This window comes from Aristaeella lactis (assembly GCF_018118585.1).
In the GTDB taxonomy this organism is placed as follows: Bacteria; Bacillota; Clostridia; order Christensenellales; family Aristaeellaceae; genus Aristaeella; species Aristaeella lactis.
Map to the genome: position 1 here is coordinate 2,367,911 of NZ_CP069421.1, position 26,032 is coordinate 2,393,942.

At 54.9% G+C, this 26,032-nt stretch carries 17 protein-coding genes; 6 read left to right on the forward strand and 11 right to left on the reverse strand.

Annotated elements, in window-relative coordinates:
* Positions 1–6: 6 nt before the first annotated feature.
* Together JYE50_RS11065 and JYE50_RS11070 are read left to right on the forward strand one after the other, a co-directional pair.
* Positions 7–4,020 carry a hypothetical protein gene (locus tag JYE50_RS11065; RefSeq protein ID WP_084097207.1) on the forward strand — a complete coding sequence of 1,338 codons (4,014 nt, stop codon included), beginning with the start codon at positions 7–9 and terminating at the stop codon, positions 4,018–4,020.
* A gap of 142 nt (positions 4,021–4,162) precedes the next feature.
* A complete protein-coding gene (locus JYE50_RS11070; protein WP_084097208.1) occupies positions 4,163–4,855 on the forward strand; it encodes a hypothetical protein in 693 nt (230 codons plus the stop codon).
* 129 nt (positions 4,856–4,984) lie between these two features.
* Here JYE50_RS11070 and JYE50_RS11075 read toward each other — a convergent pair whose 3' ends face one another.
* The 3 genes from JYE50_RS11075 to JYE50_RS11085 all read right to left on the reverse strand — a co-directional run bounded on the left by JYE50_RS11075 (position 4,985) and on the right by JYE50_RS11085 (position 9,050).
* Positions 4,985–6,556: an extracellular solute-binding protein gene (locus JYE50_RS11075; protein WP_084097210.1), complete on the reverse strand. Its 1,572-nt coding sequence runs from the start codon at positions 6,554–6,556 to the stop codon at positions 4,985–4,987.
* A gap of 586 nt (positions 6,557–7,142) precedes the next feature.
* A complete protein-coding gene (locus JYE50_RS11080) occupies positions 7,143–8,066 on the reverse strand; it encodes a carbohydrate ABC transporter permease (RefSeq protein WP_084097212.1) in 924 nt (307 codons plus the stop codon).
* Positions 8,067–8,096: 30 nt separating this feature from the next.
* Positions 8,097–9,050, reverse strand: a complete 954-nt coding sequence (locus JYE50_RS11085; RefSeq protein WP_084097214.1) for an ABC transporter permease — start codon at positions 9,048–9,050, stop codon at positions 8,097–8,099.
* Between the two features lie 323 nt (positions 9,051–9,373).
* Between JYE50_RS11085 and JYE50_RS11090 the strand changes: the two genes are divergently transcribed.
* The gene (locus tag JYE50_RS11090; protein ID WP_084097216.1) at positions 9,374–11,626 is read left to right on the forward strand and encodes a helix-turn-helix domain-containing protein; all 2,253 of its coding nucleotides are present in this window, start codon (positions 9,374–9,376) and stop codon (positions 11,624–11,626) included.
* Positions 11,627–11,691: 65 nt separating this feature from the next.
* Here the strand turns inward: JYE50_RS11090 and JYE50_RS11095 are convergent, their stop codons facing one another.
* The 3 genes from JYE50_RS11095 to JYE50_RS11105 form a co-directional block, all read right to left on the reverse strand.
* Positions 11,692–11,874 (reverse strand): hypothetical protein, encoded by a 183-nt coding sequence (locus JYE50_RS11095; RefSeq protein ID WP_084097218.1) that lies wholly within the window; start codon positions 11,872–11,874, stop codon positions 11,692–11,694.
* A gap of 53 nt (positions 11,875–11,927) precedes the next feature.
* Positions 11,928–12,152 (reverse strand): aspartate dehydrogenase, encoded by a 225-nt coding sequence (locus JYE50_RS11100; RefSeq protein ID WP_436197991.1) that lies wholly within the window; start codon positions 12,150–12,152, stop codon positions 11,928–11,930.
* Between the two features lie 104 nt (positions 12,153–12,256).
* Complete coding sequence (locus JYE50_RS11105) at positions 12,257–12,676, reverse strand: PPC domain-containing DNA-binding protein (RefSeq protein WP_179138446.1); 420 nt, start codon at positions 12,674–12,676, stop codon at positions 12,257–12,259.
* 229 nt (positions 12,677–12,905) lie between these two features.
* On the opposite strand from JYE50_RS11105, the gene JYE50_RS11110 reads away from it, so the two are divergent.
* Positions 12,906–14,048, forward strand: a complete 1,143-nt coding sequence (locus tag JYE50_RS11110; RefSeq protein WP_084097224.1) for an MFS transporter — start codon at positions 12,906–12,908, stop codon at positions 14,046–14,048.
* On the opposite strand, the gene JYE50_RS11115 is transcribed toward JYE50_RS11110, so the two are convergent.
* From JYE50_RS11115 to JYE50_RS11125, 3 genes are all read right to left on the reverse strand, one after another.
* Entirely contained in the window at positions 14,023–14,781 is a 759-nt protein-coding gene (locus JYE50_RS11115) for a nucleoside/nucleotide kinase family protein (protein WP_084097226.1), read from the reverse strand. The genes JYE50_RS11110 and JYE50_RS11115 overlap by 26 nt on opposite strands.
* Positions 14,782–14,954: 173 nt before the next feature.
* On the reverse strand, positions 14,955–15,125 hold the full coding sequence (locus JYE50_RS11120) for a hypothetical protein (protein WP_179138447.1): 171 nt from the start codon (positions 15,123–15,125) through the stop codon (positions 14,955–14,957).
* 185 nt (positions 15,126–15,310) lie between these two features.
* On the reverse strand, positions 15,311–16,909 hold the full coding sequence (locus tag JYE50_RS11125) for a sensor domain-containing phosphodiesterase (protein ID WP_084097230.1): 1,599 nt from the start codon (positions 16,907–16,909) through the stop codon (positions 15,311–15,313).
* Between the two features lie 339 nt (positions 16,910–17,248).
* Between JYE50_RS11125 and JYE50_RS11130 the strand changes: the two genes are divergently transcribed.
* Complete coding sequence (locus JYE50_RS11130; RefSeq protein WP_084097232.1) at positions 17,249–19,195, forward strand: EAL domain-containing protein; 1,947 nt, start codon at positions 17,249–17,251, stop codon at positions 19,193–19,195.
* A 213-nt stretch (positions 19,196–19,408) separates the two neighbouring features.
* On the opposite strand, the gene JYE50_RS11135 is transcribed toward JYE50_RS11130, so the two are convergent.
* Entirely contained in the window at positions 19,409–21,679 is a 2,271-nt protein-coding gene (locus JYE50_RS11135; protein WP_084097234.1) for an AMP-binding protein, read from the reverse strand.
* A 681-nt stretch (positions 21,680–22,360) separates the two neighbouring features.
* On the opposite strand from JYE50_RS11135, the gene JYE50_RS11140 reads away from it, so the two are divergent.
* A complete protein-coding gene (locus JYE50_RS11140; RefSeq protein ID WP_084097236.1) occupies positions 22,361–23,749 on the forward strand; it encodes an MATE family efflux transporter in 1,389 nt (462 codons plus the stop codon).
* A 54-nt stretch (positions 23,750–23,803) separates the two neighbouring features.
* Here the strand turns inward: JYE50_RS11140 and JYE50_RS11145 are convergent, their stop codons facing one another.
* The gene (locus JYE50_RS11145) at positions 23,804–25,858 is read right to left on the reverse strand and encodes a leucine-rich repeat protein (protein WP_084097238.1); all 2,055 of its coding nucleotides are present in this window, start codon (positions 25,856–25,858) and stop codon (positions 23,804–23,806) included.
* Positions 25,859–26,032: the final 174 nt, after the last annotated feature.

A 26,032-nucleotide genomic window follows, 5' to 3' on the forward strand; every position in this document is an offset into this window, starting at 1 on the left:
TCGATCATGTTCGAACACAAACACATGAAACGTTTTTGTATCTCCCTGCTGGCAGCGATGCTGGCATTAACCCTTCTTCCCTTCTCCGCCCTGGCTGTTACGGAAAACGTCCTGGAAACAGCACCGGAAGTGACTCCTACCGTAATGGTCACGGCAGCCGTCCAGGCAACAGAAGAGGTTCCCGCAGCGGAAGAGGCTCCCGCGGCGGAAGAGAGTCTGCCGGCAGAGGAACCCCAGGCAACTGAAGATGTTCCGGCAGAAGAAGCCGCGCCTGCTGAAGAGTCTTCCACACAGAATGTGGAAGAATACAGCCCCTACATGCCTTATGAGCAGTATTTCCCCGAGCGCGGAACAACACCCGAGGCGGAACAGTATAAACTGCCCCGGATGTCCGACGGCGAACTGGCCAGGTATAAGGAGCTTTTCAGTGAGCTGTCTGACGGTTCCCGGTCTCTGGAAGGTGTTCCCACCTGTGTGAACCGCAAAGACATGGATAATACCACTGTCGGCGTCTATCCCCTGGATCCCAAAGACTTTGACGGGGAAACCTTCTATGTCATCCTGCCCTATGAACAGAAAATGGACGACGGACAGATCCTCTCCCTGATCGCTTCCTTTATCGACCTGGGCATTTCCTTTGATCCGGATTCCCTGAACGAGCGGAACTGTACCCGTATGGCCTATAGCGGCGGTACCCGGTTCCTTTCCCGTGAGGAAGAATCCCGCAAAGCAACGCTCCAGGCCCTGATCTCTCGCGGCCTGCTGACACAGGACAGCATTGCCCCGGAATCCGCCTGTTTCTACACAGACAGTATTCCCGGCTGCGATCCCTTCTGTTTTTACCCCTACAGAAGCCTGAGCGATGATGAACTGGCCGCGTTCCTTCTTTCCGACCATATCGCCTGGGAAATGAACCCGGACGTTATCAGGCAGATCGCCGAGCAGGAAGTCGGAGCTGTTGTCCCGCTTCCGGATGACCTTTCCCTGACAGATTCAAAGGTAACCGAAAAGGAAAATTTCTGGAAGCCCGTTTTGTCCGGTGATATGGTCAACGAGTATGAACTGTTTCTCGAGACACCCCCCGCTATCGACTATTCCCTGGACCACGTCATCGGAGAACTGTCCGACGTATATGTCTTTATGCTTGGGGAACCCGGAAAAGTGCCCCGGACAGAAGGTTTCTGCATCAGGTACTGGGTCAGTATTCCCGCGGATGATGTGACCACAGGCGACAATTTCGAAGCCTGTGCCGCCGCGGCAGATCAGTGGGCCCGGACAAAGCTCAAACTCCCCGAAGACCAGCTCCCGGACAGCTGGAAGATAAACCACCGGGATGACAGCACGATTTACCTTGGCGCGGAAACCAAGGATTGGGAATTTGTCGTGTGGCTCCACGAAAACAATGCGCAGGTCACGGTATGCTATCTGTGGTCCAAGGCCTTCCGGGACTTAAATTATGATGATTATTCTTCCACGGAAAACAACAGCCAGGTTGTTACAGCAGCCGCTGATACAGCTGACGCGGGTATCAGCGGGCTGGTTGCCGCGGATGACACCGATACTGACGACATTGACACATTCTTTGCCGCATCGCCCTACCTGCCCTATGAGCAGTACTTCCCCGTACGGGGAACGACTTCCGAGGAAAGCCAGTATAAGCTGCCCAGGATGTCCGACGGCGAACTGGCCAGGTACAACGAGCTCCTGGAGCAGGTTGAAAACGGAACCCTGTCCCTGAAGGATATCCCCACCTGCATAAACCGCAAGGACATGGATGACACCACTGTTGGGGTCTATCCCCTGGATCCAAAGGATTTCGCCGGTGAAACCCTTTACGTTATCCTGCCTTACAACCAGAATATGGGCGACCAGCAGATCCTCTCCCTGATTGCTTCCTTCCGGGAACTGGGAATCTCCTTTGATCCGGATTCCCTGAATGAGCGGAACTGCACCCGCATGGCTTATAACGGCGTTACCCGGTACCTTACCCAGGAGGAAGAGTCCCGTAAGGCAACCCTGCAGGACATGATCGCCCGCGGCGTCCTGACACAGGACAGCATTACCCCGGAATCCGCCTGCTTCTACACGGATTCGATTCCCGGCTATACACCCTTCTGTTTCTACCCCTACAGAAGCCTGACGGATGATGAACTGGCCGCGTTCCTGTTCGCTGATCACACCGCGTGGAGCAGCGATCCGATCCTCGTTCAGCGCATCGCCAAGCTGGAAACCGGCCGCGTTGTACCGCTTCCCAATAACCTTACCGTAACAGATTCCAAGATGACCATTGAGACAAACACCTGGACAGCGTTTTCCGGTGATACGGTCAACCGGTATGATCTGTACTTTGAAAACGACGCCGGACAGAATTACAGCAACATTGTGACCGGAGAACTGGCCGACATCGAGGTCTGGATGCTGGAGGGAGACGGGAACGCTCCCCGGACAGAAGGTTTCTGCGTAAGATACTGGGTCAATTATCCCTCGGACGAAGTCTTTACAGGAGACAACTCCGAAGCCTGCCTGGCCGCGGCGGAAACCTGGTCCCGGACAAAGCTCACGCTTCCCGAAGCTCAGCGTCCGGACAACTGGACGATCAACCACAAAGATAACGACAACGTCTACCTGTATGCGGACACCGATGATTGGGAGATCATCCTCTGGGTCCATGAAAGCAACGCGCAGCCCGCGGTATGCTACATGTGGGCCAAAGAATTCAGGGACTATGATTACAGCAGACTGTCCTCCGCTGAAAGCAGCGAAGAATCCGACAGCTACCTGCCCTATGACCAGCAGCCTGATACCCGGGAATCCGTTTCTGAGGAAACCGCTGACGAACCCCTGGAAGCACATTTCGTTGACACCGTTTCCCCCTGGCTGACAGACACTGAACTGGCAAGGGTTCGCGTCCTGATGGCCGCCCTTGAATCCGGGGAAAAGAGCTACAACGGTCCTTCTGTTGTGAATATTCCCTATGCCGATAAAGGCGCAGCGGTTTATACTGTGAATCCCGAAGACTTTGATGGAGAAACCTTCTATGTCTTCCTGCCGGACAGCATGTCCATGAGTGACGAGGACCTGCTGGCACTGCTCTCCGCCTTTAAAGAACTTGGAATCTCCTTTGATCCGGATTCCCTGACCAGCCGGAACTGCTGCCGGCACTGCAACAAACTGCAAACCCGGTCTCTTTCCGGTGACGAACAGTCCCGGATGGACAACCTCCGGGACAAGATCCTCAGCGGCGAAATCACAAGGCAGGATATTGCCGGCGTATCCGTACAGGTTGTGGAGAAAACCACCCGCCGGGTCTGGGGAACCGACACCAAACTGTTCCGCTTCTATCCCTACCGGGAAATGACGGATGACGAACTGGCCGCCTTCCTCTTTACGGAACTGGACGGATGGGACGCGGATCCGGAAGCTGTCATGGAGAACTCGATCCTGTCCGCCATGGACCTGCTCAAGCTTCCGACTGCCGCCATGAATACCAAAGTTTCCAAAGCCTCCATGGATTTCTTCTCCAGGGACGTAACCCAGTACACCTTTGAGTTCCGCACAGACAACCAGTCCGATGTTCCCGGCGGATGGCTGGCAGTAAAGCACATGCAGGAAACCGGTAAAGCCCCTGAACTGTCCGGTATCCGCCTGCGTTACTTCAGCATGGAAAATCAGATCCAGTCCGCGGACGCCATCGAGGCTGCCGAACAATGGACAAGGGATTTCCTGATGATTCCCGTCAGGAACGCGGAATGGGTTATTGTGGACGAAAACCGCGACACCGGGGACAGGGTACAGCTCCAGCTGCTGCTGGACCAGTGGGATATCCGCCTGTGGGTTACCAAAGGCACCTTCCAGCCCGACGAATGTTACCTCTATACCCGGAAATGGTACACCCTGGACGATGCGGACCTGACCGAAATAACTGACTGGTTTGCAAAGGAAGGCTATACCGACCTGACTGATGAACGCGTCTCGAAGCTGATCGAATCCCACAAGCTGGCAAACGGCTATTTCTTCTGAGGCAACTCCTCCTCCGGCACCCGAAAGGGTGCCGTTTTTTTGTGTATAAACACCCGTCCGGGTTTTACAGCTTTGTTACCCGGTGTTGAATACTTTGAAACAGCCCTTCCGGTATGCTGTACCGGAAAGGAGTGATTCGACCATGATCGGACACAAACGGAACCCCCATATTCTGAAGCGCCTGCTGGCCATGATGCTGATGCTGGCGCTTCTCCCCGGCGCGGTGCTGGCCGAAAGCAAACAGGCACATATTCCGGATTCTCTCAGAAAGGATGCCCTGGAAACAGCACAGAAACTGTATCGTCTTCCGGAAGCAACAAGAGATGAGGAGGGCGACATGCGTTATCATTTTTTCCCCGGAGCATGCGGATACTATAAGTCAACCGAAGAAAGACTGAACTATTATGGATGTGCCTTCATGCTTGACTGGTTTATCCCCAATGAAACCTGGAGCCGGCGTCCCTCCCATATGTCCGTCTCCCAGCTGCAGATCCCCGGGGAGAACCCGGAAGTCAGCCGCGTGGAGCTCTTCTATCCCTATTGGGAAAGCTTCCGGGACACAGATTTTCCGGAAAGCACCGACGAAGCACGGAAGGCTGTCGCCTGCGAATGGGCACGGAATTATGTTCTGCTTCCGGAGGAGGACCTTCAGGGAGAATGGACCAGGGGCCTGACAAATGAAACCTGGAATCATTATCAGATCGTCCAGTATACCCTGATGACCCCGGACTGGGAGATCAGCCTGTGGCTGTATCCGAACAGCATGAGATACTACGAGGCTGTATTCTATTCCCGAAAATGGTATAATGAAGCGCCGAAAAACTACACAACGTAAACCACTTTCCCCGGTATCTGCAAAAGATGCCGGGGCTTTTCTGTTCAGGCACAGAAAAAACTCCCCCGGTGATCGGCCGGGGGAGAAAGGAGGTTACCAAGGACCGGTGGTCAGCCGGTCGCCGGAACATCAGTTGGAGTGGGTCGCGGTGTAGTTCCGCTGATAGATTTCCATGTACTGCTCAAGGCCCATGCTGTTCAGGCGGGCGATATAATCGTCCCATTCCTCTTCAACACCGCCGCTGGACAGCCACTTGGCGCGCATTTCCTCGGCGTAGTTGATGATGTCGGTCTTGATCAGGTTCAGGTCATCAGTATCCTCTTCGCTGAGGATCATGCTGGGCAGGTAAACGCTGGTGGCATACTTGCGGTAGTAGTTCTCGTTGCGGTCGAACTTCGCCTGGTGACCGGCGGAACGCGGGATCTTGCTGCCGAAGAAGTCGCTGGTCAGCGCGATCGGGCCGTCGGACGCGAAGGCTTCCTTATAGCGGAACTCGTCATAGCTCATGCCTTCGGGGGTATCGATATAGTCATAGGTGCCGTCGCCGTTGTCCTTGATGTTGATACCGATGGGGCCCAGGTCGCACTGCATGGACTGGATCGGATCATAGAAGGTGTCCACCCACCGCATCAGCAGGGCAGGATCCTTACAGACGTTGGTGATGGAGAAACCGGTGGCCGCCATGGTGGAGTCGGGAGAGGTGCCCCAGGATGTGGTGCCGTTCGGTCCGAGGAGGGGGCTCATGGGTTCATACTCATCCTCATGGACGGTGCCCAGATCGAAGCTGTTCCAGCACATGAACACGCCGATGTTGGCGATCTCACCCTGGTTCTGGGAGTTGTAGGTCTTCTTGTCCATGGTAAAGCCTTCCTGATCGATCAGGCCCTTGGCAAAGAAGTGCTCATACAGGTATTTGCAGCCTTCCTTGTAGCCTTCGGTAGCCGGAACGAAAACCAGTTTGCCGTCTTCACCCACAACGATATGAGTGTTGCCCGCGGCCAGGGTGTCGGCATAGCCGAACGCGCCGAAGAAGCCGCCGATGTCGCGCTGGGATCCCAGGAACTTGAAGGTCATGGGGATCTCATCATTAGGATCTCCGTTGCCGTTGGCATCCTGCTCTTTGAAAGCGGTCAGTACAGTTTCGAGTTCCTCGAGGGTGGTGGGTTTTTCCAGGCCCAGGCGCTCCAGCCAGGTCTTGTTGATCATGATGTTGGAAGCGATGGTGCCATCTTCACCTTCCTGCACATAGGGGGTGGAGTAGATGTTGCCGTCGGGAGCGGTGATCATGGACTTGATGTCCGGGCGGCGCTCCAGCAGCGCCTTCAGGTTGGGAGCATACTCCTCGATCAGGTCATTCAGCGGGATCAGGATGCCCTGGGAGCCATAAACAACCAGGTCGGAAGAGCTCAGGGAGAACTTGCCGAAGAATCCATCCGGCAGGTCCTTGTTGGCAGCCAGCAGCAGGTTTTTCTTCTCATCGTATTCCGCCTGCTGGATCTGTTCCCAGTTGATATGTACGCCGGTCAGTTCCTCCAGGTTCTTGAAGAACACCATTTCATCCGGATTGCCGTGCAGCGGCCGGATACGGATGATCAGGTTGAATTCCGCAGGGGAATCCACCAGGGGGTAGCCTTCAGCCAGCGCTGCCGCGCAGGACAGCATCAGGGCCAGGGCCAGGATGATTGCCAGGAACCGTTTCATGTGTCTCTCCTCCTTGAAAAAATGATTTATTGCAGGGCAGACAGCCCTTAAAGCCAATTCAGAATTAAGAATTCAGAATTCAGAATTATTGGTCATACCGCATGAGAGTTAACAGTGAGGAGTTTGGAGTGAAGAAGCTCCCCATATGTCATTTCGACCAAGGCCGCAGGCCGCGCGGAGAAATCTGAAAAGCCGGGACGACAGTAAAGAGTGAAGAGTTTCCAGTGAAAAGTGAAGAGTGAAAAGCTTCCCCTTGTGTCATTTCGACCAAGGCCGCAGGCCGCGCGGAGAAATCTGAAAAATCCGGGACGCCAGCGATGAGTTTCCAGTGAAGAGTGAAGAGTTTTCAGTTAATGATAGGCTTTGTGAAAGGCTTAACCTTTCACTGCCCCGCAACCTCAATCGTCGCAGTGAATGGCTTTCAGCCTTTTACTGCCCCGCAATCTCAATCGTCGCATTGCTCCCTTGGAGCGGTCGCACTGCTCGTTTCGATTGACTCGTTCGGATCGCTTTTGTCTTCGACAAATGACCCACTGTGACACCGCTTCCCTCGCTCCCCGATCAAATGATAGGCTTTGTGAAAGGCTTAACCTTTCACTGCGCCTATCATTACCCCCTGAATGAAATACCTCTGCAGGAAGGGATACAGGATCAGCAGCGGGAGGGAACTGGCGATGATCACGCCGTATTTGATAAGGTCACCCAGCCGCATCTGGGCCGCCAGGTTCGCCGCGTCGTCCACCATATCATTCATGGAATTCTCAAACAGGATGCTCCGCAGCACCAGCTGCAGCGGATACTTACCGGTTGTCCGCAGGTAGTACAGTGCGTTGGAATAGCTGTTCCAGTGGTTCACCGCGTAAAAAAGGATCAGTACAGCGATAATAGGCATGGACAGCGGCATCACGATCCGGGCAAAAAACTGTACATTGGTTGCTCCGTCCAGCTGGGCTGCCTCCAGCAGGTCATCCGGAATGGTCTGCTGGAAGAAAGTCCGGGCAACGATCAGGTTCCAGGAACTCACCGCCACAGGAATGATCAGCGCCCATATCGTATCCAGCATGTTCAGGTCACGCACCAGCAGGTATGTGGGGATCAGGCCGCCGGAGAAGATCATGGTAAAGGTGATCAGCATCATGAAGAAATTCCGGCCAACCAGGTCCTTCCGGGACAGGGCATAAGCCGCCGGAACCGTCAGGACCATATTCACTATCGTACCCACCACGGTATACATGATCGTATTCCGGTAACCGGTAAAGAAAGATTCATAGTCCAGGATACGCCTGTATCCGTCCAGGGTCACTTTAACCGGATACAGAAACACCTTACCGGCATTGACATCCACCGGATCCGAAATGGAAGCGATCACGATGAAGTACAGTGGATAGGCCACCACCAGCAGGCAGATCGTCAGGATCACATAGTTCATGATGTCGAACACCCGGTCCGCCCTGGTTTCGCTGATTTTTGCCCGGCGTTCGTTTTTTACCGCCAGTTCTGTATGCAGCATACGTGCCCCCTCCTTTCTGCCGGAATACGCTCAGAAGAGCGAAGAATCGGATACTTTCTTGGAAATAAAGTTCACGGTAGTGATCAGCACAAGATTCACAACGGATTCAAACATACCTACAGCCGTGGAATAGCTGGGCTGGTTTTCCAGCAAGCCTCTCTGGTAAACATGAACCGAAATGATTTCCGCTGTGGATTTATTCAGGGATGTCTGCATCAGGTAAGCCTTGTCAAAACCGACTGTCATCACTTTACCGGCGCTGAGAATGAACATGATCACCACTGTGGGGAGAATGCCGGGCAGGTCAATATGCCAGACCCGCTGGTACTTGTTGGCTCCGTCCATGATGGCCGCCTCATGCAGTTCCGGATTAATCCCGGACAGCGCCGCCAGGTAGATGATGCTGCCCCAGCCGGCATTCTGCCAGATTTCCGAACCGATATACAGGGGCCGGAACCAGGAAGGTTCGCCTGTAAAGTGAATGCGTTCCCCGCCCAAAGCCGCGATCAGGTGATTGACAATACCGTTCCGCGGGGAAAAGAACAGGAAAATCATGCCCACCAGCACTACCGTGGAAATGAAGTGCGGCGCATAGATGGTTGTCTGCACCAGCTTCTTATATTTCTTTGACGGCATCTGGTTCAGCAGCAATGCCAGAATGATTGGTACCGGGAAAGAGAGCAGCAGACTTCCCACACTGATCATCAGGGTATTCGTCAGCAGCCGGACAAAATTGGGGCCGCGGAAAAACTGGTCAAAATATTTCATTCCGACCCAGGCACTGCCCCAGATCCCTTCGCTGGCCTTATATCTTCTGAAGGCAATCTGCAGTCCAAACATCGGGATGTAACGCATGACGATAAAATATGCCAGGGCAGGCAGCAGGAAAAGATAAAGCTGCCAGTTGCAAAGAATCTTTTTTATCCTTCTCTGTCCCCTGGTCAGCCGCAGATCCCTGCCCGGGTCTTTCGCCAGCGTTGTCATTCCGCTTCCACCGCGCCTTTCGCTTTTTTATGAAAACTGTTTTCGGAACCCGTGCTCCTTTTGATGTCAAAATCGTATGTGTTTTGTGCCAGATAGTCAATCTTCAGTTTTTGAATGGATATTCATTTATTGAAAATCCACTTTTTTTCGTGCGCAAGTATGCATTTTTTGAATCATCAATTTTGCCAATTCATCGTCCGTTTCCCTTTCCCGCCATTGTCCCCGGAGACGGCAAAATGATATAATACCCCAATCAGAGTACGTTCTGAAATAAACAGAAGCCGGAAGAATCCCCTTCCGGCGAAAAAAAGGCAGCGGTTCCGATGAAAAGCAAGAGCAAAACCTTTTATCGCTATATCCTGTCCTACGCGCTGGTGCTCTTTTTGCCGGTTGCCGTGCTTTTTACGCTGTTCAATTCCTTTCTTTTTGACCGTTACAGCCATGAAATTGCCGAAAGCAGTTCCCGCCTGCTGGGCCAGATGCAGGAAAACCTGGATACCCAGCTGGAACAGCTAGTCAACATCTCCTATATGATCCAGAACAACTCCGTGGTCAACCTCCGTACCAACGAAGGCGACGTGGTCGCGGCCCGCAAAGCGGTGGAGACCTTAGGCGTCCTTCATTCCGTTTCCTCCCTGCCGGATCACCTGGTCACCTACCGTTCCGGTACGGATTACTGCTTTACCTCGTCCTCCCGCATCAGTCCTGAAAAGCTCTTCACCAGCCAGCTGGTTTACGCCAGCCATACCCTGGAGGATTTCTACGCCGCTGTGGACCGGCCGGAGAACATCTTTACCTGGCCCGCGGATACAGTACGACAGTACGGCGGACAGGAAACGGAATATATCACGCTGTTTATCTCCGCCTCCGGCGGCGTCAGGACACCGAAGCTCCGCACCGCCTACCTGATCCCCTCCTCCCGCATCCGCAGCAGCGTCAGCAGCATTACGGAAGAATACGGTGGAAGCATCCAGATCACCGATCCGGAGGGCACCCTGCTGCTGGGCATCGGCCCGGTCACCCGGGAGGAATACCTGCAGGCGGGAACGCCTGCCGCCGGTGACACTGTTTCCCTCAGCGGGGAGAAGTACCTGCTTTCCTCCGCCCATTCCTCTGTGGCCGGCTGGGACTATACCGTACTGATCCCCTCCCGGGTCATCGAAGCGCCAATGCAGCACATGCGCCAGCTGATGATCCTTTTGCTGATCGCCGTGTCCGTCATTGGTGCCACGGCAGTCTATTTCCTTTCCAACCTGCACTACAAACCCCTCAAACGCCTGACCGAAAAAGCCCTGAGCAGCCACGACCCGCAGCCCGGCGCGTCCCGCGGCGGTCCGGCGGATGAAATGCGCCAGGTGGAAGCCGTATTGGATGCCCTGGCCCAGGAAAGCCGGTCCAGCCGCATGGCACTGGAGGAAAGCCGGTCCGTACTGCTGCAGAACGGCCTGCACCGGCTGCTGTCCGGCGAATATACTCCCGCCCTGAAAGAAGAGCTTTCCCGGAACGGCCTGTCCCTTTCCGATACAGGAATGTACCGGATGGCTGTGCTGGATTGTGACAAAACCCGACTTTCCGTCCTGCGGGAGGAAGCGGACGTCTTTATGGCTTCCCTTTCCTTCGGCAACCAGGACGCGGTGCTCTGCTCCTCCCTTCCCGGAGAAGGCTGCTTCGCCATCCTGTTCCCCGGTGCCGGGGAAGATGACGGCATTGAAGACAGCCTTTACAGCCTGAAGGACCGGCTGGAGGACGTCTGCGGCGTTCCGGTCTCAGTCGGACTCAGCCTGCCCTGTTCCGCACAGGATATCGGCGAAGCTTATTCCCAGGCAGTCCGCGCGCTGCAGTTCCGCCTGGTGCGGGGCAGCGGATGTCTGGTGGTCTATTCCGCGGATCCGGGGACCGTTTCCTCCCTGCAGGACTATCCCCGGGAACAGCTGGAGCAGCTGCAGTGGTACCTGCTGCAGCGGGATACGGAAAATGTTTCCCGGCTTCTCCACCGCCTGCTGGGCAGCCTGCAGAAAGATTCTGTTTCATTCAACTTTGTCCGCATGGTTTGCTTTGACGTGGTCAACATGACTGTCCGCACCCTTTATACCGGACGGGAAGGAACTCCCGCCCCGGCTGTACGGCCCGAGATGCTGGAACAGCTGCTCTCCTTTGACACAGTACCGGAACTGGTGGGTCAGCTGGAAACCTTTGTGGATGAAACCTGCGCCTCCATGGAAACCCTCCAACCGGACAGCGGCTATGACCGCCTGCAGGAAATGAAAGCCTATATTGAGGAGAACTGCTTTGATGAGATCTTCTCCCTGCAGGCCATGGCGGACCGTTTCAGCCTGACGCCTTCCAACCTGTCCCACTACTTCAAGAGCTGCGCCGGTCAGGGCGTTCTGGAATACGTCCAGTCCCGGCGCAAAAAAGAAGCCTGCCGGCTCCTGTCACAGACTGACGAACCCGTGCAAGTTGTCGGGGAAAAGGTGGGCATGCCCAACGTGTCCTCCTTCATTCGCTTCTTCAAGCAGCAGACAGGGATCACTCCCGGCCAGTACCGCAAGCAGAACCGGAACACTGCGGAGTAAAAGTTTTCCTGACAATAAAAGACGGGACGCCTTTTCACAGGCGCCCCGTCTTTGCTGCTATGAAATCACAGATCTTCACGGGAAGTCTTTTCCTCCCGCGGCGGCCATTCCCGGTCCGCGTCCCAGCATTCATTCACAGCGGTTCCGTCCCGGTAGGTCTTCTCATACGGAGAAGGCCTTTCTTCTTCCTCGTCCGGAATCTCGTCGGTCCAGTCCTTTGCCAGTTTGTCTGACAGCCGTTCGCTCATCTTCAGCCCCTCCTTTTTCTTTATCTTTCCGGAAGACCTTCTTCCGGGAATAATCAATATATCTTCTCTATTTCGCCGGTAATGCCGTACCGTTTCCGGAACTGTTCCAGGTCTTCCGGGGTACGCAGCAGCATCACCTCTTCAACATGCCCGTCCGGATTGCGGAAACCGGCCACCTGCTCCCCCGTGCAGATACTGCAGCGGATTACAGGGGTTCCGTGATACTCCATATGGACAGGCTGCCCGGCCTTCTTTTTATGAAACAGGGAAAAGGCCACAGGCGGTCCCTCCTTCATACTGTTCCGGTATGCTGTAAAACTGTCGCGCTTCCCGCAAAGTATACCATTTTTCCGTTTTTCGCACAAGCCGGATACGGCCCGCCTCAGAACCGGATGGTGTTGATCCCCAGTTCCGCGTCCGGCTGACGGGTCAGTTCACCCGGTAATACCCGAACGAACATCTCACAGGTCAGCCCGACCCGCATTTCGATCACATGGCCGCCGTGGACCGTATGGTCCTGCCCGGCCAGGGTCGTATGCAGGTGCAGGTATACCTGCCCGTCCATTCGCGTAACACTTCCGGCCAGGCTGGTGATCTCCAGGAACTCGTTCAGTTCCTCCCGGCAGTATGCCCGCTGTTCCGGATCAAACACGCCGATCTCCGCGTGATCCACTGCCCCCAGCGCGTCCACCTGGGCCAGGCGGATATCCTCCTTTGCGCAAAGCGCCTTCAGCGTTTCCATGATGTTTTCGCCCTTATCCATCCGCACCACACAGGTGTCTCCGATCCTGCTGTATTCCATTTTATCCTCCCTGCGCCTGCGGCGTCTTCCCGCAGGGCTCCTGTTTATAGTATTCTGCGTCTGTATCCCGTATCCCTGTTTTTCTTGACACATCCCATGATCCCCTGTATACTGACAAAAAAAGGAAAGGAAATTCCTGAGCCATGTGTACGCCCACCTGATTGAAGTAACAGCCGGATAAAAACGTTTATTTGCTGTGCTTTCCAATCAGAAAGGGTGTATTTTTCATATGCAAAAAAAGAATATTGTCCTGCTTTGCCTGATCGAATTCCTGCAGGGCATGGTGTTTTACGCGGCCGTCGCCACACTGTACCGCCAGGAGGCGGGCCTGGGTATTTTTGAGATCATGGTCATTGAAAGCGCCAACATGGCCCTGTCCATGCTGCTGGAAGTGCCCTGGGGCTGGCTGGCGGACCGGATCGGATACCGCAAAACCATGATCGTATGCAATGTATTGTTTCTTGTTACCAAGTTCATCTTCTGGCAGACCGGAAGCTTCGGCGGCTTCCTGGCAGAGCGTCTGCTGCTGGCCGTGGTCATCAGCGGCCTGTCCGGCGTAAGCTCCAGCATGCTCTGGCTTTCCGCGCCGCCGGAAAAAGCCCAGCGCAACGCGGGCTGGTGCAGCGCCGCCGGTGAAGCGGGCCTGCTCCTGTCCGGCATGCTGTATACTGTCATGCTCAGCGGGCAGTACCGCGCCGCCGCCTTCTGGACCATGGTTGTCTATGGGATCGCGGCCGTGCTGACCTTCTTCCTGGCTGAAGTCAGGCCGGAGGAGGAACTGCACAGGAAGCGCAGCTTCCGTTCGCTGGCCCGGGAACACTTCCGGGCACCGGGCATGATCGCGCTTGTGCTGTGCGGCGCATTCTTCTTTGAGGTTGTCCACCAGGTGACCGTTTATTTCAATCAGCTGCAATACCTGCGCTGCGGCCTCAGCGACAAAATGATCGGTATCGCCTTCATCGCGGTCTCCGTCACAGGACTGGCCGGTCCCCTCTCCACCCGCGTCACAAAGCGTTTCGGTTCCCGCAGGACCGGAAAGGGACTGATCCTGCTTGCCGCCCTCTGTATGGGAGTTCTGGTCTTCACCACTTCAGGCATCCTGTCCATTGCGCTCATCGTCCTGGTCGCGCTGCTCTCCGCCCTGTTCGGTCCGCTGGCCGGCACCCTGGAAAACGAAATGGTCGTTGTGAAGGACCGGGCCACCGCCCTGAGCCTGAACGCCATCATCACCGACAGCCTTGTCATCCTGCTGGATATGGGCATCGGCCGTGCGGCGGACGCTTCCCTGCCCCTGGCGCTGGGCCTGTGCTGTGCCGGCTGCCTGGCGGCACTGGCCGCCTTTACCGTCAGCTGCCGGAAAGCGGCGAAATAATACGGTAATCCCCATCCTCCCCGACCAGCAGGCGCAGGTCGGCAGGCCTGGATTCCTCCAGGCACAACCGGACATTGGGCATATCGCTGAAATCCACAAAACGGACCGCCGCGTCCTCCGCGACGCCTGTCAGTATTTTCCTTTCAATCAGCCGCTTCCGCAGGAGCGTTTCCCCGGCGCTGACGGAAACCGTATAATCCGCGTTTGCGGAAAGATCCCGCCAGCCCTCCTCATCCAGCAGCAGGTAATTCCCTTCCAGTAAAACAATATCGCCGTCTACAGTTATCGCATCCTCCACCGGGTTGTGGAGCAGCCTGTCATAAACCGGCCATCCGCAGGTTTCCCCGCTCCTGACCTGCCGGATTGCGGAAGCCAGCTTCTCCAGGTCAAAGGTGACCGGCGCTCCCTTGATCTCCACCATCCGTATCTCCATGCCGTCCCGGACAGTGCTGTGGGTCAGCAGGTATTCCTGCCGCCGGTGGAAACCGTCCATGCCGACAGCCTGCACCGGACACAGCCCGGGCCGCTCCCGGGAAAGCTTCTCCAGGAAGCTCACCAGCGTGCTCTTTCCCGCTCCGGGCGGAGCAGCGAGCAGCACAAGGATCCGCCGTCCGGCGGCCCGCTGCATTGCTGTCAGTTTTTCCAGGAGCGGGACAAAGATTTCATTGACCGCCCGCTCGCTGTAGCGGGCGGATACTTTTAATCCATTGATCTGAACTGTATATTCTGTCATAGGCAGTCCCTTTTTCCGAAAAAGATTTCCTTTTCTTTTTCTTCCCCCGGCCTGTCTTTTCCTTTTCCACCGGCAGTCCCGGTTCAGCAGGAATATAAAACCGGCGCCGGGGAATCATCCCCGACGCCGGATATATCAGCATTTCAGCCGGTTCCGGTATTACGGCTTTACCTTCATCCGTTCCTCCGGATGAATCCGTAGACCACAGCCGCGATCCCGATCAGGACGAAAAGACTGCCGCCCATCCTGACAACATGCCAGAGCAGCCCCCGGGCACCCCTTGCCGCCAGAAGAACCAGCACGGCAGCTCCGATGATCAGGCCCGCGTTCCTGGTTTTATTCATGCCGAACATCCTTTATGCCCTCCTTCCGTCTGATTCGGTGAATTCATTCACCGTGAGGAAAGCATAGCATGACCCCGGCCGGGAAAACAGGACCGGAAGCGAAAAATAAGGCCTTCTATTTTTCCGGGAGGCGTCAGATGATCCGGGGGCAGAAAAAAAGAGGACGCTCCGTCCTCTTTATGGTTTTATTTTTCCGGATTCTCCACCGGTGTCGCGGAACCGTAAGCTTTCAGCGGATGGCCGTTCTCATCATATTCCGTGGTATATCTCACGCGGAAGGGAATGCGGTCCGCCGTCAGCGGGATGACCGCTTCCAGTTCGCCGACACCGTCTTCCAGCTTCCGGTGCCAGTCGCGGTACATATCCGCGACTTCCGGCGGGAACAGGCCGCTCTCGATCACCGGTTCCGGATAGTTCTTCAGGACCGGCGGAAGCCCCAGGTCCCGCATGCAGCGGAAGCAGGGATGCATTTCATGGGTGTCGATATTGTATTCCCAGGCATACACGCCGGCATGCTCGCCGGCATGGCGGAAGATCCTCTCGCTTTCCTCCAGGGCCTGGTAGCTCCGCTTCTCCTCGGTGACGTTCTGGATAATCGCGTAAATAATCGCCTGGTCTCCGGACTTGCCGATCACGCGGATGTTGCTGCGAACACAGATGTCCGTTTTTCCGCAGATTTTGGAATTGAAGGTCCGCCAGGTTTCACAGCTTTCCTCTGTCCCGTTCTGGATCGCCCTGTGGATCATCTGCTCGTAGATTTCGCGGCTTTCCGGCGGGAAGGATTCCCAGGCAGGTGCGGACAGGATCTCCTGTTCCGTCTGGTTCATGCCGATCTCGCTGACATACTTGGTGTTCACGCGAAGGACATTCACATCACCGTTCTCATAGCAGAACACCGCGGCAGCTCCCACGTAGCTGTTGAAGATCAGGGTCTCCAGGGAATCCGGATCCCAGAACCGTTCCGCTTCCATGGCCTTGATCAGCAGCAGGGAGGGCTTGGTCGGTTCAATATCGTGAGCCAGCAGAAGCATCAGGAAATCTTCCTTCGGGAGCGGCTTGGAATACAGGTAGCCCTGTACATAGTTGCAGCCGATGCTCTTGAGGAAGTCTGCCTGCTCGATCGTCTCAACCCCTTCGGCAAGGGTCGGTGTGTTCAGCCAGCGGGCCATCAGCACCACCGCGTTCACAATGATACCGCCCCGGCCGCCCAGGCCTTCACCGGCCAGGAAACGCAGGTCCAGCTTCAGGAAGTCCACAGGAAGATTTTTGAGGATGCTGAGAGAGGAATATCCGCTCCCGAAGTCATCCATTTCCACCAGGTAACCCTTTTCGTGGAACTGCTTCACGGCGTTGGAGATCAGATCAAAACCGCCGATGGCGGAAGACTCGGTGATCTCGGCATGGAAATACTGTACCGGGATCTCATACTTCCTGCGGATCGCTTCCACTTCGTTCACATAATCGTGGCCGAAAAGGTCGTGGCGGGAAATATTGAAAGAAATCGGCAGCATATAGTTGGGGCAGCTGTTATGGAAACGGCAGATCTCCTCAAAAACATAGAGATCCGCCCGGTGGATCAGGCCATACTGTTCCAGAACCGGAATGAAATCATTCGGAACCTGCTCCCCGAATTCCGGGTGGTTCCAGCGCATCAGCGCCTCCGCGCCGATCAGGCGGCCGGTGGAATGATTATACTTCGGCTGATATTCAACATAGATCTGGCCCTCTTTGATGGCCTGATCGAATGAACTGATGATTTCCTGTTCCGTCATCTGTCGATGCATTGCTCAGTCTCCTTCCTGGAGGTCTGTGTAGTGGCTCCGGCGCTTAGCCGCGAAGGGATACAGCGTATATTATAGGGGATTCCGGGTTTCTTGGCAAACATTAAATTTGTCCGGACATTAAACTCAAAAAAAATGATAAAAACCTCTTGTTTTCCATTTTCTGGCAATTCACCGCAAAGCAAGTAAATATATAGTACTCAACCGGTTTAGGAAATTTAGCGACACATCGAAAAAATGCTTTACATTACATGTAACCTATGTTATATTTGTGCGGTCAATTCAGGTAATTTTGCACCTCACGCAAAAATCTGATACGGCCCCGGGTACCTGGAACCCTATATGAAGAAAGGACTCCCCCTGCGGGAGATGGTGCCAACCCCAAGGATGAATTACAGCTTCATTTTCCCCAGCATGCTGATCCTGCTGGTCATCATGGGTTACTACTTTTTCCGGCCGAGACTGCCGATCCGTCTGAACCGGGCTTTCCTTGCCATTCTGGTCATTGACATCTGCACAGAGATCCTGGAGGTTGCTTCCTTCCGGCTAAACGAAACCTGGACGGAGCATGCTCCCGAACTGCTGTGGGTGATCAATGTCCTTTATTATATCTTCACCTTTATCCGTTCCTACATGTTCTTCATCTTCACCGTCAGCGTGCTGGACGCGAAAACACTGCTCTGGTCCAAACTGCGGGTCTTTGCCCCCATTGTCTATATTCCCTGCGTCCTGGTGGCCCTGTCCACCCCCTGGACCCACTGGCTGTTCCGGATTGAGGAAGGCTTCCATTCCGGGCCCTTCCTCTGGATCCTGTATGCCTGCGGCTGTTCCTATATCGCTTTTTCCACCATCGGGATCCTGCGCCATATAAAGGAACTGAGCGCACATGAGATCATCAGCCTGCTGGCCATCCAGGCCGTGCTGCTGGCCGGAAACCTGGCGCGTTTCCTGCTTCCGACCTTCCTGGTCATGAATACCTTCTGCCTGATGGCGATCGTGGTCATCTTCATTTCCTTCCTGAATCCGGATCTTTACCTGTCCGAACGGGGACATGTGTATAACCTCCCGGCCTTCCACGCGCTGCTGGGCGAATGCTGGCAGCGGAAGCGGTCCTGCCGGGTGCTGGGCTTCACCATCCAGAACTACAACGAGCACCGGGAGATCTTCGGCGGCAAGCAGATGGATGACGCCCTGATCGGCATCAACAAATACCTTTCTGAAACCTTCCCCCACCTGAGCAGCTTCTACCTGCGCGGCGGTTCCTACGCCATGGTGGGCCAGAACCATCCGGATCTGTCAGAGATCCGGCAGAAACTGTCCGAACGCTTCACCGGATCCTGGAAAGCCGGCGCCGGCGAACTGCGGCTGGGCATCTCCTTTGTGGAAGCGGATATGGACGTGCTGAACTGTCCCTCCGACCGGCTGGTCAACACGCTGATGATTTCCCTGGACGAACTGAGCCGGGTAGCAGAACCGGACGCCAGCCGCTCCCTGATGGACTCCATCGAGGAGATCAACCGGAAGCTGGACATCCGCCGCTGCCTGGAAAAAGCGCTGGATAACGATACGCTGGAAGTGTTCCTGCAGCCCCTGATGGACAGCCGCACCGGCAAGCGGATCGCCGCGGAAGCACTGGTCCGTCTCCGGGATGACAACGGCAACCTGATCCGTCCGGATCTTTTCATCTCCATGGCGGAACAGGAAGGCTACATTGTCCGCCTGGGCGAACAGGTGCTGGCCAAGGTCTGCCGGTTCATCCGGGATAACGACATTGAGTCCATCGGCATCCACTGGATCAATGTGAACCTGAGCCCGGTGCAGTTCATGAGCCGGGATGTTCCCTCCCGTTTTGCCGAGATCCTGAAGGAATACGGCGTGGACGAGCGGATGATCCACCTGGAGATCACAGAACAGAGCATGATCGACTTCTCGCTCCTGCGGGACCAGATCACAGGCCTGCACAAGAACGGATTTGAGTTCTCCCTGGACGACTATGGCAGCGGTTATTCCAACCTTTCCCGCGTGCGCCAGTACCCCTTCACCAACATCAAGATCGACATGGAAGTGGTCTGGAGCTACTGCCGGGAGAAGGACGTGCTGCTGCCTGCCCTGGTGGACGGTTTCAAGAAGATGAACCTGAGCATCACGGCGGAAGGCATCGAAACGGAAGAAATGGCCGGCGCCATGAAGGAAATCAACTGCGACTACCTGCAGGGCTACTATTTCTCCCAGCCCGTGCCGATGGATGAGTTCATTGCCCAGACAACCCTCGTAAACAAAGCCGGCTGAAAAAGCGAAGAAAAGGGGCTCCCTCAGAATGATCCGAAAGGATCACAGGAGGCAGGCCCCTTTTCTTCAATTCATAATTCATAATTATATAAGCTCCCGCCTGTATTCACACAGCGTCATCCCCGGCATATATCCTGCCGCAGCTGTATTTTGCATTCACCAAAAAGCTGGCCCTCTATTTTTCGAGAGCCAGTCTTTTTCTGAACAGGTATATTACAGCAGGTTCCGCTGGATCTTGCCGGAGATGGTCTTGGGGAGTTCGTCCCGGAAGACGATCTTCCGCGGATACTTGTAAGGCGCTGTATGCTCCTTGACGTACTGCTGGATCTCCTTCTTGAGTTCCTCCGTGCCCTCGGTGCCCTTGGTCAGGACAATGGAAGCCTTGACGATCTGGCCGCGGACTTCATCCGGTTCGGCGGACACGCCGCACTCCAGCACATAGGGAAGCTCCATAATAACGGACTCAATTTCAAACGGCCCGATACGGTAGCCGGAAGATTTGATTACGTCATCGATCCGGGAGACATACCAGAAATAGCCGTCCTCATCCCGCCAGGCCGTGTCGCCGGTATGGTACATACCGTCGTGCCAGGCTTCCTTCGTCTTCTCCTCGTCCAGGTAATACTCCCGGTAGAGGCCGCAGGGAACGTTTTTGTCCGTGTGGATGACGATCTCGCCCACTTCACCGGTGGCAACGGGATTGCCGTCCGGATCCACGATATCCACGTCATACTGCGGATTGGCCTTACCCATGGAACCAACCTTCGGCACGGTTCCTGCCAGGTTACCGATGGTCAGGGTCGTCTCCGTCTGGCCGAAGCCTTCCATGATCTGCAGGCCTGTGGCCTTTTCGAACTGGCGGTACACCTCGGGGTTGAGGGCCTCACCGGCAGTGGTCATGTGGTGAATGGAACTGAGGTCATAGTTCGCCAGGTCAACCTTGATGAACATCCGCAGCATGGTAGGCGGCGCGCAGAAGGTGGTAATATTGTACTTCTTGAACATGGGCAGGATGTCCGCGGCATCGAACTTGTCAAAGTCATAGACAAAGACCGCGCCTTCACACAGCCACTGGCCGTAGAGCTTGCCCCAGAGGGATTTACCCCAACCGGTATCGGAAATGGTGAAGTGGAGGCCGTCCCGCTCACAGCAATGCCAGTATTTCGCGGTGACATAGTGGCCCAGGGCGTAGGTGTGCCTGTGCTGCGCCATCTTCGGGTTTCCGGTGGTACCGGAGGTGAAGAACATGAGGGCCGGGTCATCGCCGCAGGAAGCGTCCTCCGGACGGCGGTAACGGCGGGTGAAGAGCGGATACTCCGCGTTCATATCATGCCAGCCATCCCGGGAACCGTTGACCATGATCAGTGTTTCCACGCTGGGACACTTTGCGGCCGCCCGCTCGGCGATCTCCGCGGTGTCCCCGTCCGCTGTACAGATCAGGGCCTTGACACCCGCGGCGTTGAAGCGGTACTCAAAGTCATGCTCCTTCAGCTGGTTGGTGGCCGGGATGGCGATAGCGCCCAGCTTGTGCAGGGCCACCATGGAGAACCAGAACTGATAATGCCGCTTCATCACCAGCATGACCCGGTCGCCCTTTTTGATGCCCAGGGAGGTGAAGTAGTTGGCACACTGGTTGGAGGCATCCTTCACGTCCTTGAAGGTGAAGCGGCGCTCCTCGTGGTGCTTGTCCACATAGAGCATGGCCATCTTGTCCGGATACTTCCGGGCGATCTCATCCACGATATCAAAACCGAAGTTGAAGGTTTCCCGGTTCGGGAAACTGATGGAAGTAAGCCTTCCCTGCTCGTCTTCCTTCGCGTCGATGAACTTCTCGGCAACCAGATGGCCTTCATACTTTGCGGCCTTCGGCACTGCCGCAAAATCAGTCCCGGCCTGCGGTCCTTCGACCGGAAGGATCATCGCCAGGAAAACGCAGTCCTTCCCGTTCACAGCGATCATGCCATGGGGCAGGGAGGAATTGTAATAGATGCTGTCGCCTTCCTCCAGGATCTCGGTATGGTCACCGACCTGAACCTTCAGGCTGCCGGAAAGCACCAGGTCAAATTCCTGGCCCTTATGGGTCGTCGTATGGATCGGCTCATTCTGCTGCTTTTCGGAATATTCGTAGCGGACCCAGTAGGGTTCAGCCACCTTATCCCGGAATTTCGGAGCCAGGTTCGAAATGGCAATGCCTTCTTCCTTCGCGGTGGTTTCGCCCTTGCCGCGGCGGGTGACCGTATAGGTGGACAGGAAGGCATTGTGGCCTTCCAGCAGCTCGGTCAGCTCCATGTTGAAGGCCTGGGCGGACTTGTAGATGAAGGTGAAGGGCATATCGGTCTGGCCGGCTTCATAATCAAGGTATTCCGCAGGGGTTACCTCTGTCTTTTCCGCCATTTCCTCAGGGGTCCAGCCCATAATCTCCCGCATCTCGCGAAGTCGGGAAGCTATTGCACTGAGCTGACTGAGATCGGTCTGGGTTGTCATCCGGGAACACTCCTCTCTTAACAATGCGCCATTCAGAATAATAGGGAAAAAATAAATGGCCCGTCTCATCTTTTGAGACGGGCCATGTTGGCTCGCGGTACCACTCAAATTGTGCGCCTTTGCACACCACTTCAGACACTATCATGTCCTATGCCTTTACGCAGCAGTCACGGGAGACGCCTACCGGGCAACGCCTTTCGGATCTCCGGCTCGGAAGCGATGGGATGAAGCTTCAGCCCGCCGGTTCACACCATACCCGGCTCTCTGCGGGGCCTCCTGCTGTTCCGTCTTCGTCACAGCCTTGTATGAAATTGCCTGAAGTGTAGCACGCGGGAAATAAGGTGTCAAGGGGTTTGTAACAAATACAGCACAAAAACAGCGCCGAACGGCATTTGTTTAATTCATAATTCACAATTCATAATTCATTATTTATATATACTGAAACAGTTCTTATCAGTGTCCTGTTCTTTATATCTGAGCAACCGGTTCACACCTGCATATGCTCTGTCTGTCAGCAATTCCGATGATACCGAAGCAGTTTGGCCTCCTGCACATTCTGAATTCTGAATTCTTAATTCTTAATTATTTTTGTCCCCGATTCATAAAGAAATGGCTCCTGTCATTCCCCGGAAAATGTGATATGATGAAAGATGTTGAATATGAAGTTTTACGGGGATTGAGATGGAGAAGAAGAACGCACTGATCCGGGATCTGACAACGGGCAGCGTGCCGAAAACGCTGCTGACGTTTTCGATGCCCCTTTTCCTGTCCGGCCTGCTGCAGATGGTCTACAACATGGTGGACATGATCGTTGTCGGCAACTTTGTCGGCACCAACGGTCTTTCCGCCGTATCCATCGGCGGTGAGGTGCTGATGCTGATCACCTTTGTAGCCATGGGCTTTTCCAACGCCGGGCAGATCCTGATCTCCCGCTACGTCGGCGCAAAGCGCCATGACCTGGTGGGCGAGATGGTGGGCACCCTGTTTACCCTGCTGGAAGGCCTGGCGGTCATCATCATGGTTGTCTTCCTGTTCACCTACCAGGGGATCATCCGCTGGCTGAACACACCGGAAGAGATCTGGGAATATACACGGCAATACTGCATTACCTGCGTATACGGCGTGGTGTTTATCTACGGCTATAACCTGGTCAGCGCTATCCTGCGCGGCATGGGCGATTCCAAACATCCCTTCATTTTCATCGCCATAGCCTCTGTCCTGAACGTCATCCTGGATATCCTGTTTGTCGGTCCCATGGGCATGGGTCCCCAGGGTGCCGCGCTGGCAACGGTTATCGGACAGGCGGTCAGCTTCCTGTTCGCCCTGCGGCTCCTTTACAAAAACCGGGAGCAGATCCATTTCGACTTCCATTTCCGTCATTTCCGAATTTATAAGAATGTGATCCGGCAGCTGCTGAGCCTTGGTATCCCCATGGTGATCCAGAGCGCCGCCATCACCTTCTCCATGCTGTTTGTCAATTCCTATATCAATACCTACGGCACCGTCGCGGTGGCGGTTACCGGCGTTGCCCGGAAACTGGAGAACATGATCGGCGTGGTCAGCCAGGCCATCTCCTCCGCCGGCGGCGCCATGGTATCCCAGGCCCTGGGCGCCGGCAAAACGGAACGGGTGCCGAAGGTCGTTGGGCACGCCATGTGGATCGTGGCAATTCCTGCCGCTGTCTTCGCGGTGATCACGCTGTTCAAGCCGGAATGGCTGTTCGGCCTTTTCTCCCAGGATCCCGCCGTGCTGGCCATGGCAATCACCTACATTCCCATCGCCATGATCCAGTATCTCGGCTGCGTCCTTCGTCCGCCGAACTTCGCCCTGATCAACGGTTCCGGCAACTCCAGGCTAAACCTGGCGGTGGCGCTGCTGGACGGCATCTTCACCCGGATCGGCCTGAGCCTGCTGCTGGGCGTAACGCTCGGCATGGGCATCCGCGGCTTCTGGTACGGCAACGCCCTGTCCGGCCTGGTGCCTTTCCTGATCGGTACGGTATACCTGATCTCCGGCTCCTGGAAACATATGGGGAATAAACGGCGCGAGGAAACAGAAGAAGAACCCTAAATTGGAAAAAGGCGGTTTCATTTCTGAAACCGCCTTTTGAATTGCGAGCCCGGATTATCCGATCACATCCCGGACAAAGTTCTGGAACACGTCCGGATCCGTTACGGATGTCACGCACTCCTTGAAGACTTCCATGGCATTATCCTGATTCATATCAGAATGGATAATGTTGTCCATGATCTTCGCGTTCACGTCTTCTCCGTAGGTCTCGCACAGATACTTGATAAAGAAGTATCCGAGGGGATACACAACGTCATTGTTTCCGTTTTCGAAGTAATACCGGTAGAAATCCGCCTTATCCTCTTCCGTCAGGAAAGACCAGTTATACTTGGCCGGATAGGGATTGGTGGTAGAAAGCTTCATGGCCTTGCTGACCTGGGTTCCGATCCATTCTGCCCTGCCTTCCGTCCACGCCCGCGGTATAAACACGTTATGCATAATCCCGAACGACCAGTCTACCGCATGGACAAATTCATGCGCGTCTGTCGTCGCTCCCTTTCTGAAGGGAATGCTGTTCCTGTCGAGCATTACAATGGAGAGCCCTCCGTCTGTACTGGTAACACTGGGATGACTGCTGCTCAGTAAAATACTTACTTTATTCAGCTCTGAGCCCTGCGGAACATAGGTACCGTCCATCATCTCCGCCACTTTGGAATACAGGCCCCACATTTTGTCTCCAAAGTCTTTTTCGATCTTGTCATATTCAGAACTGACCCAGAGTATCATCTTCTCGTTTTCAAACTTTTTGTCCAGGCCATGGAAATGCAGCGTATACTGATCCATCTTATCCTGCAGGTAAGGATCCCGCAGACTCAGGATCAGGGTGCTGTAATGGGTGGAAGTATCCTCCTGCTTTCCATACGTATCCGTTATACAGGACCCAAGCACATTCAGGGAAGCGTGCATTTCAGGAGAATAATCGGCGCTGCCGAATTCCAGCGCGTAAATGATCACAGGCTCTCCGGATCCCTTCCGGAAAGCTTCCGGAGAAACCGGTATAACTCCCGAACCGGATACAAAAACCGGCTCATAGGGAACAATGCTCACAGCTGTGCCTTTTCCACCGGAAACACCCATTGAAACAGCACCGGGCAGCGCAAAGCCGAAATCACCGTTCACCCTGCGGGTTCCCGTAATATTTCCCGCCGCGTCATAACCGCGCAGGATGGTTTCCGTCTCCGTATAGCCAATACCATACAGGCCTTCGATCGGCGCGTCGCCGTTTACTGTTTTTCCTTCTTCGTCCGGCAGCAGCATAGGCCACCTTTTCGCCATCGGGATCAGGACTTCGGAAGGATCCCCCGCCTGATACTTGGCCAGGTCATAATGCTCCGCGCAGACATCAGCCATAAATTTATATGCTGTCGGAACGGGATACTCCACCCTGGTCTCCGGATCCGGCAGTTCCGTCACCCCGGCATCCGCGAGATCCGGTTCATGTACCTGTGCCGTCTGCTTTACAGGCTTTTTATCCTTGATCAATGTATAAGGGATCTTGTTCTTCCTGGCATATCCGACAACCGGAGTGTTGCCTTTTATATTAAAAACAACATTATCCTTTTGATTTTGCAGCAGGTTCTCCCCAATCTTCTTAATGGTGGCCGGGAAATAAATATTCATATTAAACGGGGCTTCCACGTTCGCAAAAGCACAATCGCCCACCGTGGTCACGCCTTCCGGAATATGGAGGAATTCCAGATTGGTGCATCCGGAGAAAGCCCAGGGTGCGATGGCTACAGTGCCTTCAGGCAGCTGATAGGCATATCCCCGTTCACCTTTACAGTTCGGAAACCGGACCAGCGTTTTCACCGGAGCATCCGTGTAAAGCAGGCCGTCCTCCGCGTAGAAGAACTCGTTTCCTTCTTCCACTTCGAATTTCCGCAGCATCCTGCAGCCTGTAAAGGCACTGTCCGCAACCGCCTTCACCGGCAGGCCTTCATAGGCGGCCGGAATGGTCACCGCCAGCGTTTTGCTGTCGCAGCTGGTGATCATGTATCCGCTGCCATCCTCCAGCAGCTCAAAAGTCAGGTCACCTGATTCCGCGGACGCGGTAAACAGGAAGGAACATAACAGTACCAACGTCATGAGACAAGCCAGAATCTTCTTCATTTCACATCTTCCTTTCCACAGATTGTTTTACAACCCTGTGCCAAAATCATAGCATGAAACGTGAAACAAGGGGGTAACGGGGATGTAACATTGTTGTAAATTCAGCAATCCCGGTATGACAGTCAGCTTCAACTCTTCCGGTGAACATGTAAAAACGGTTTCAAACACTTTTTT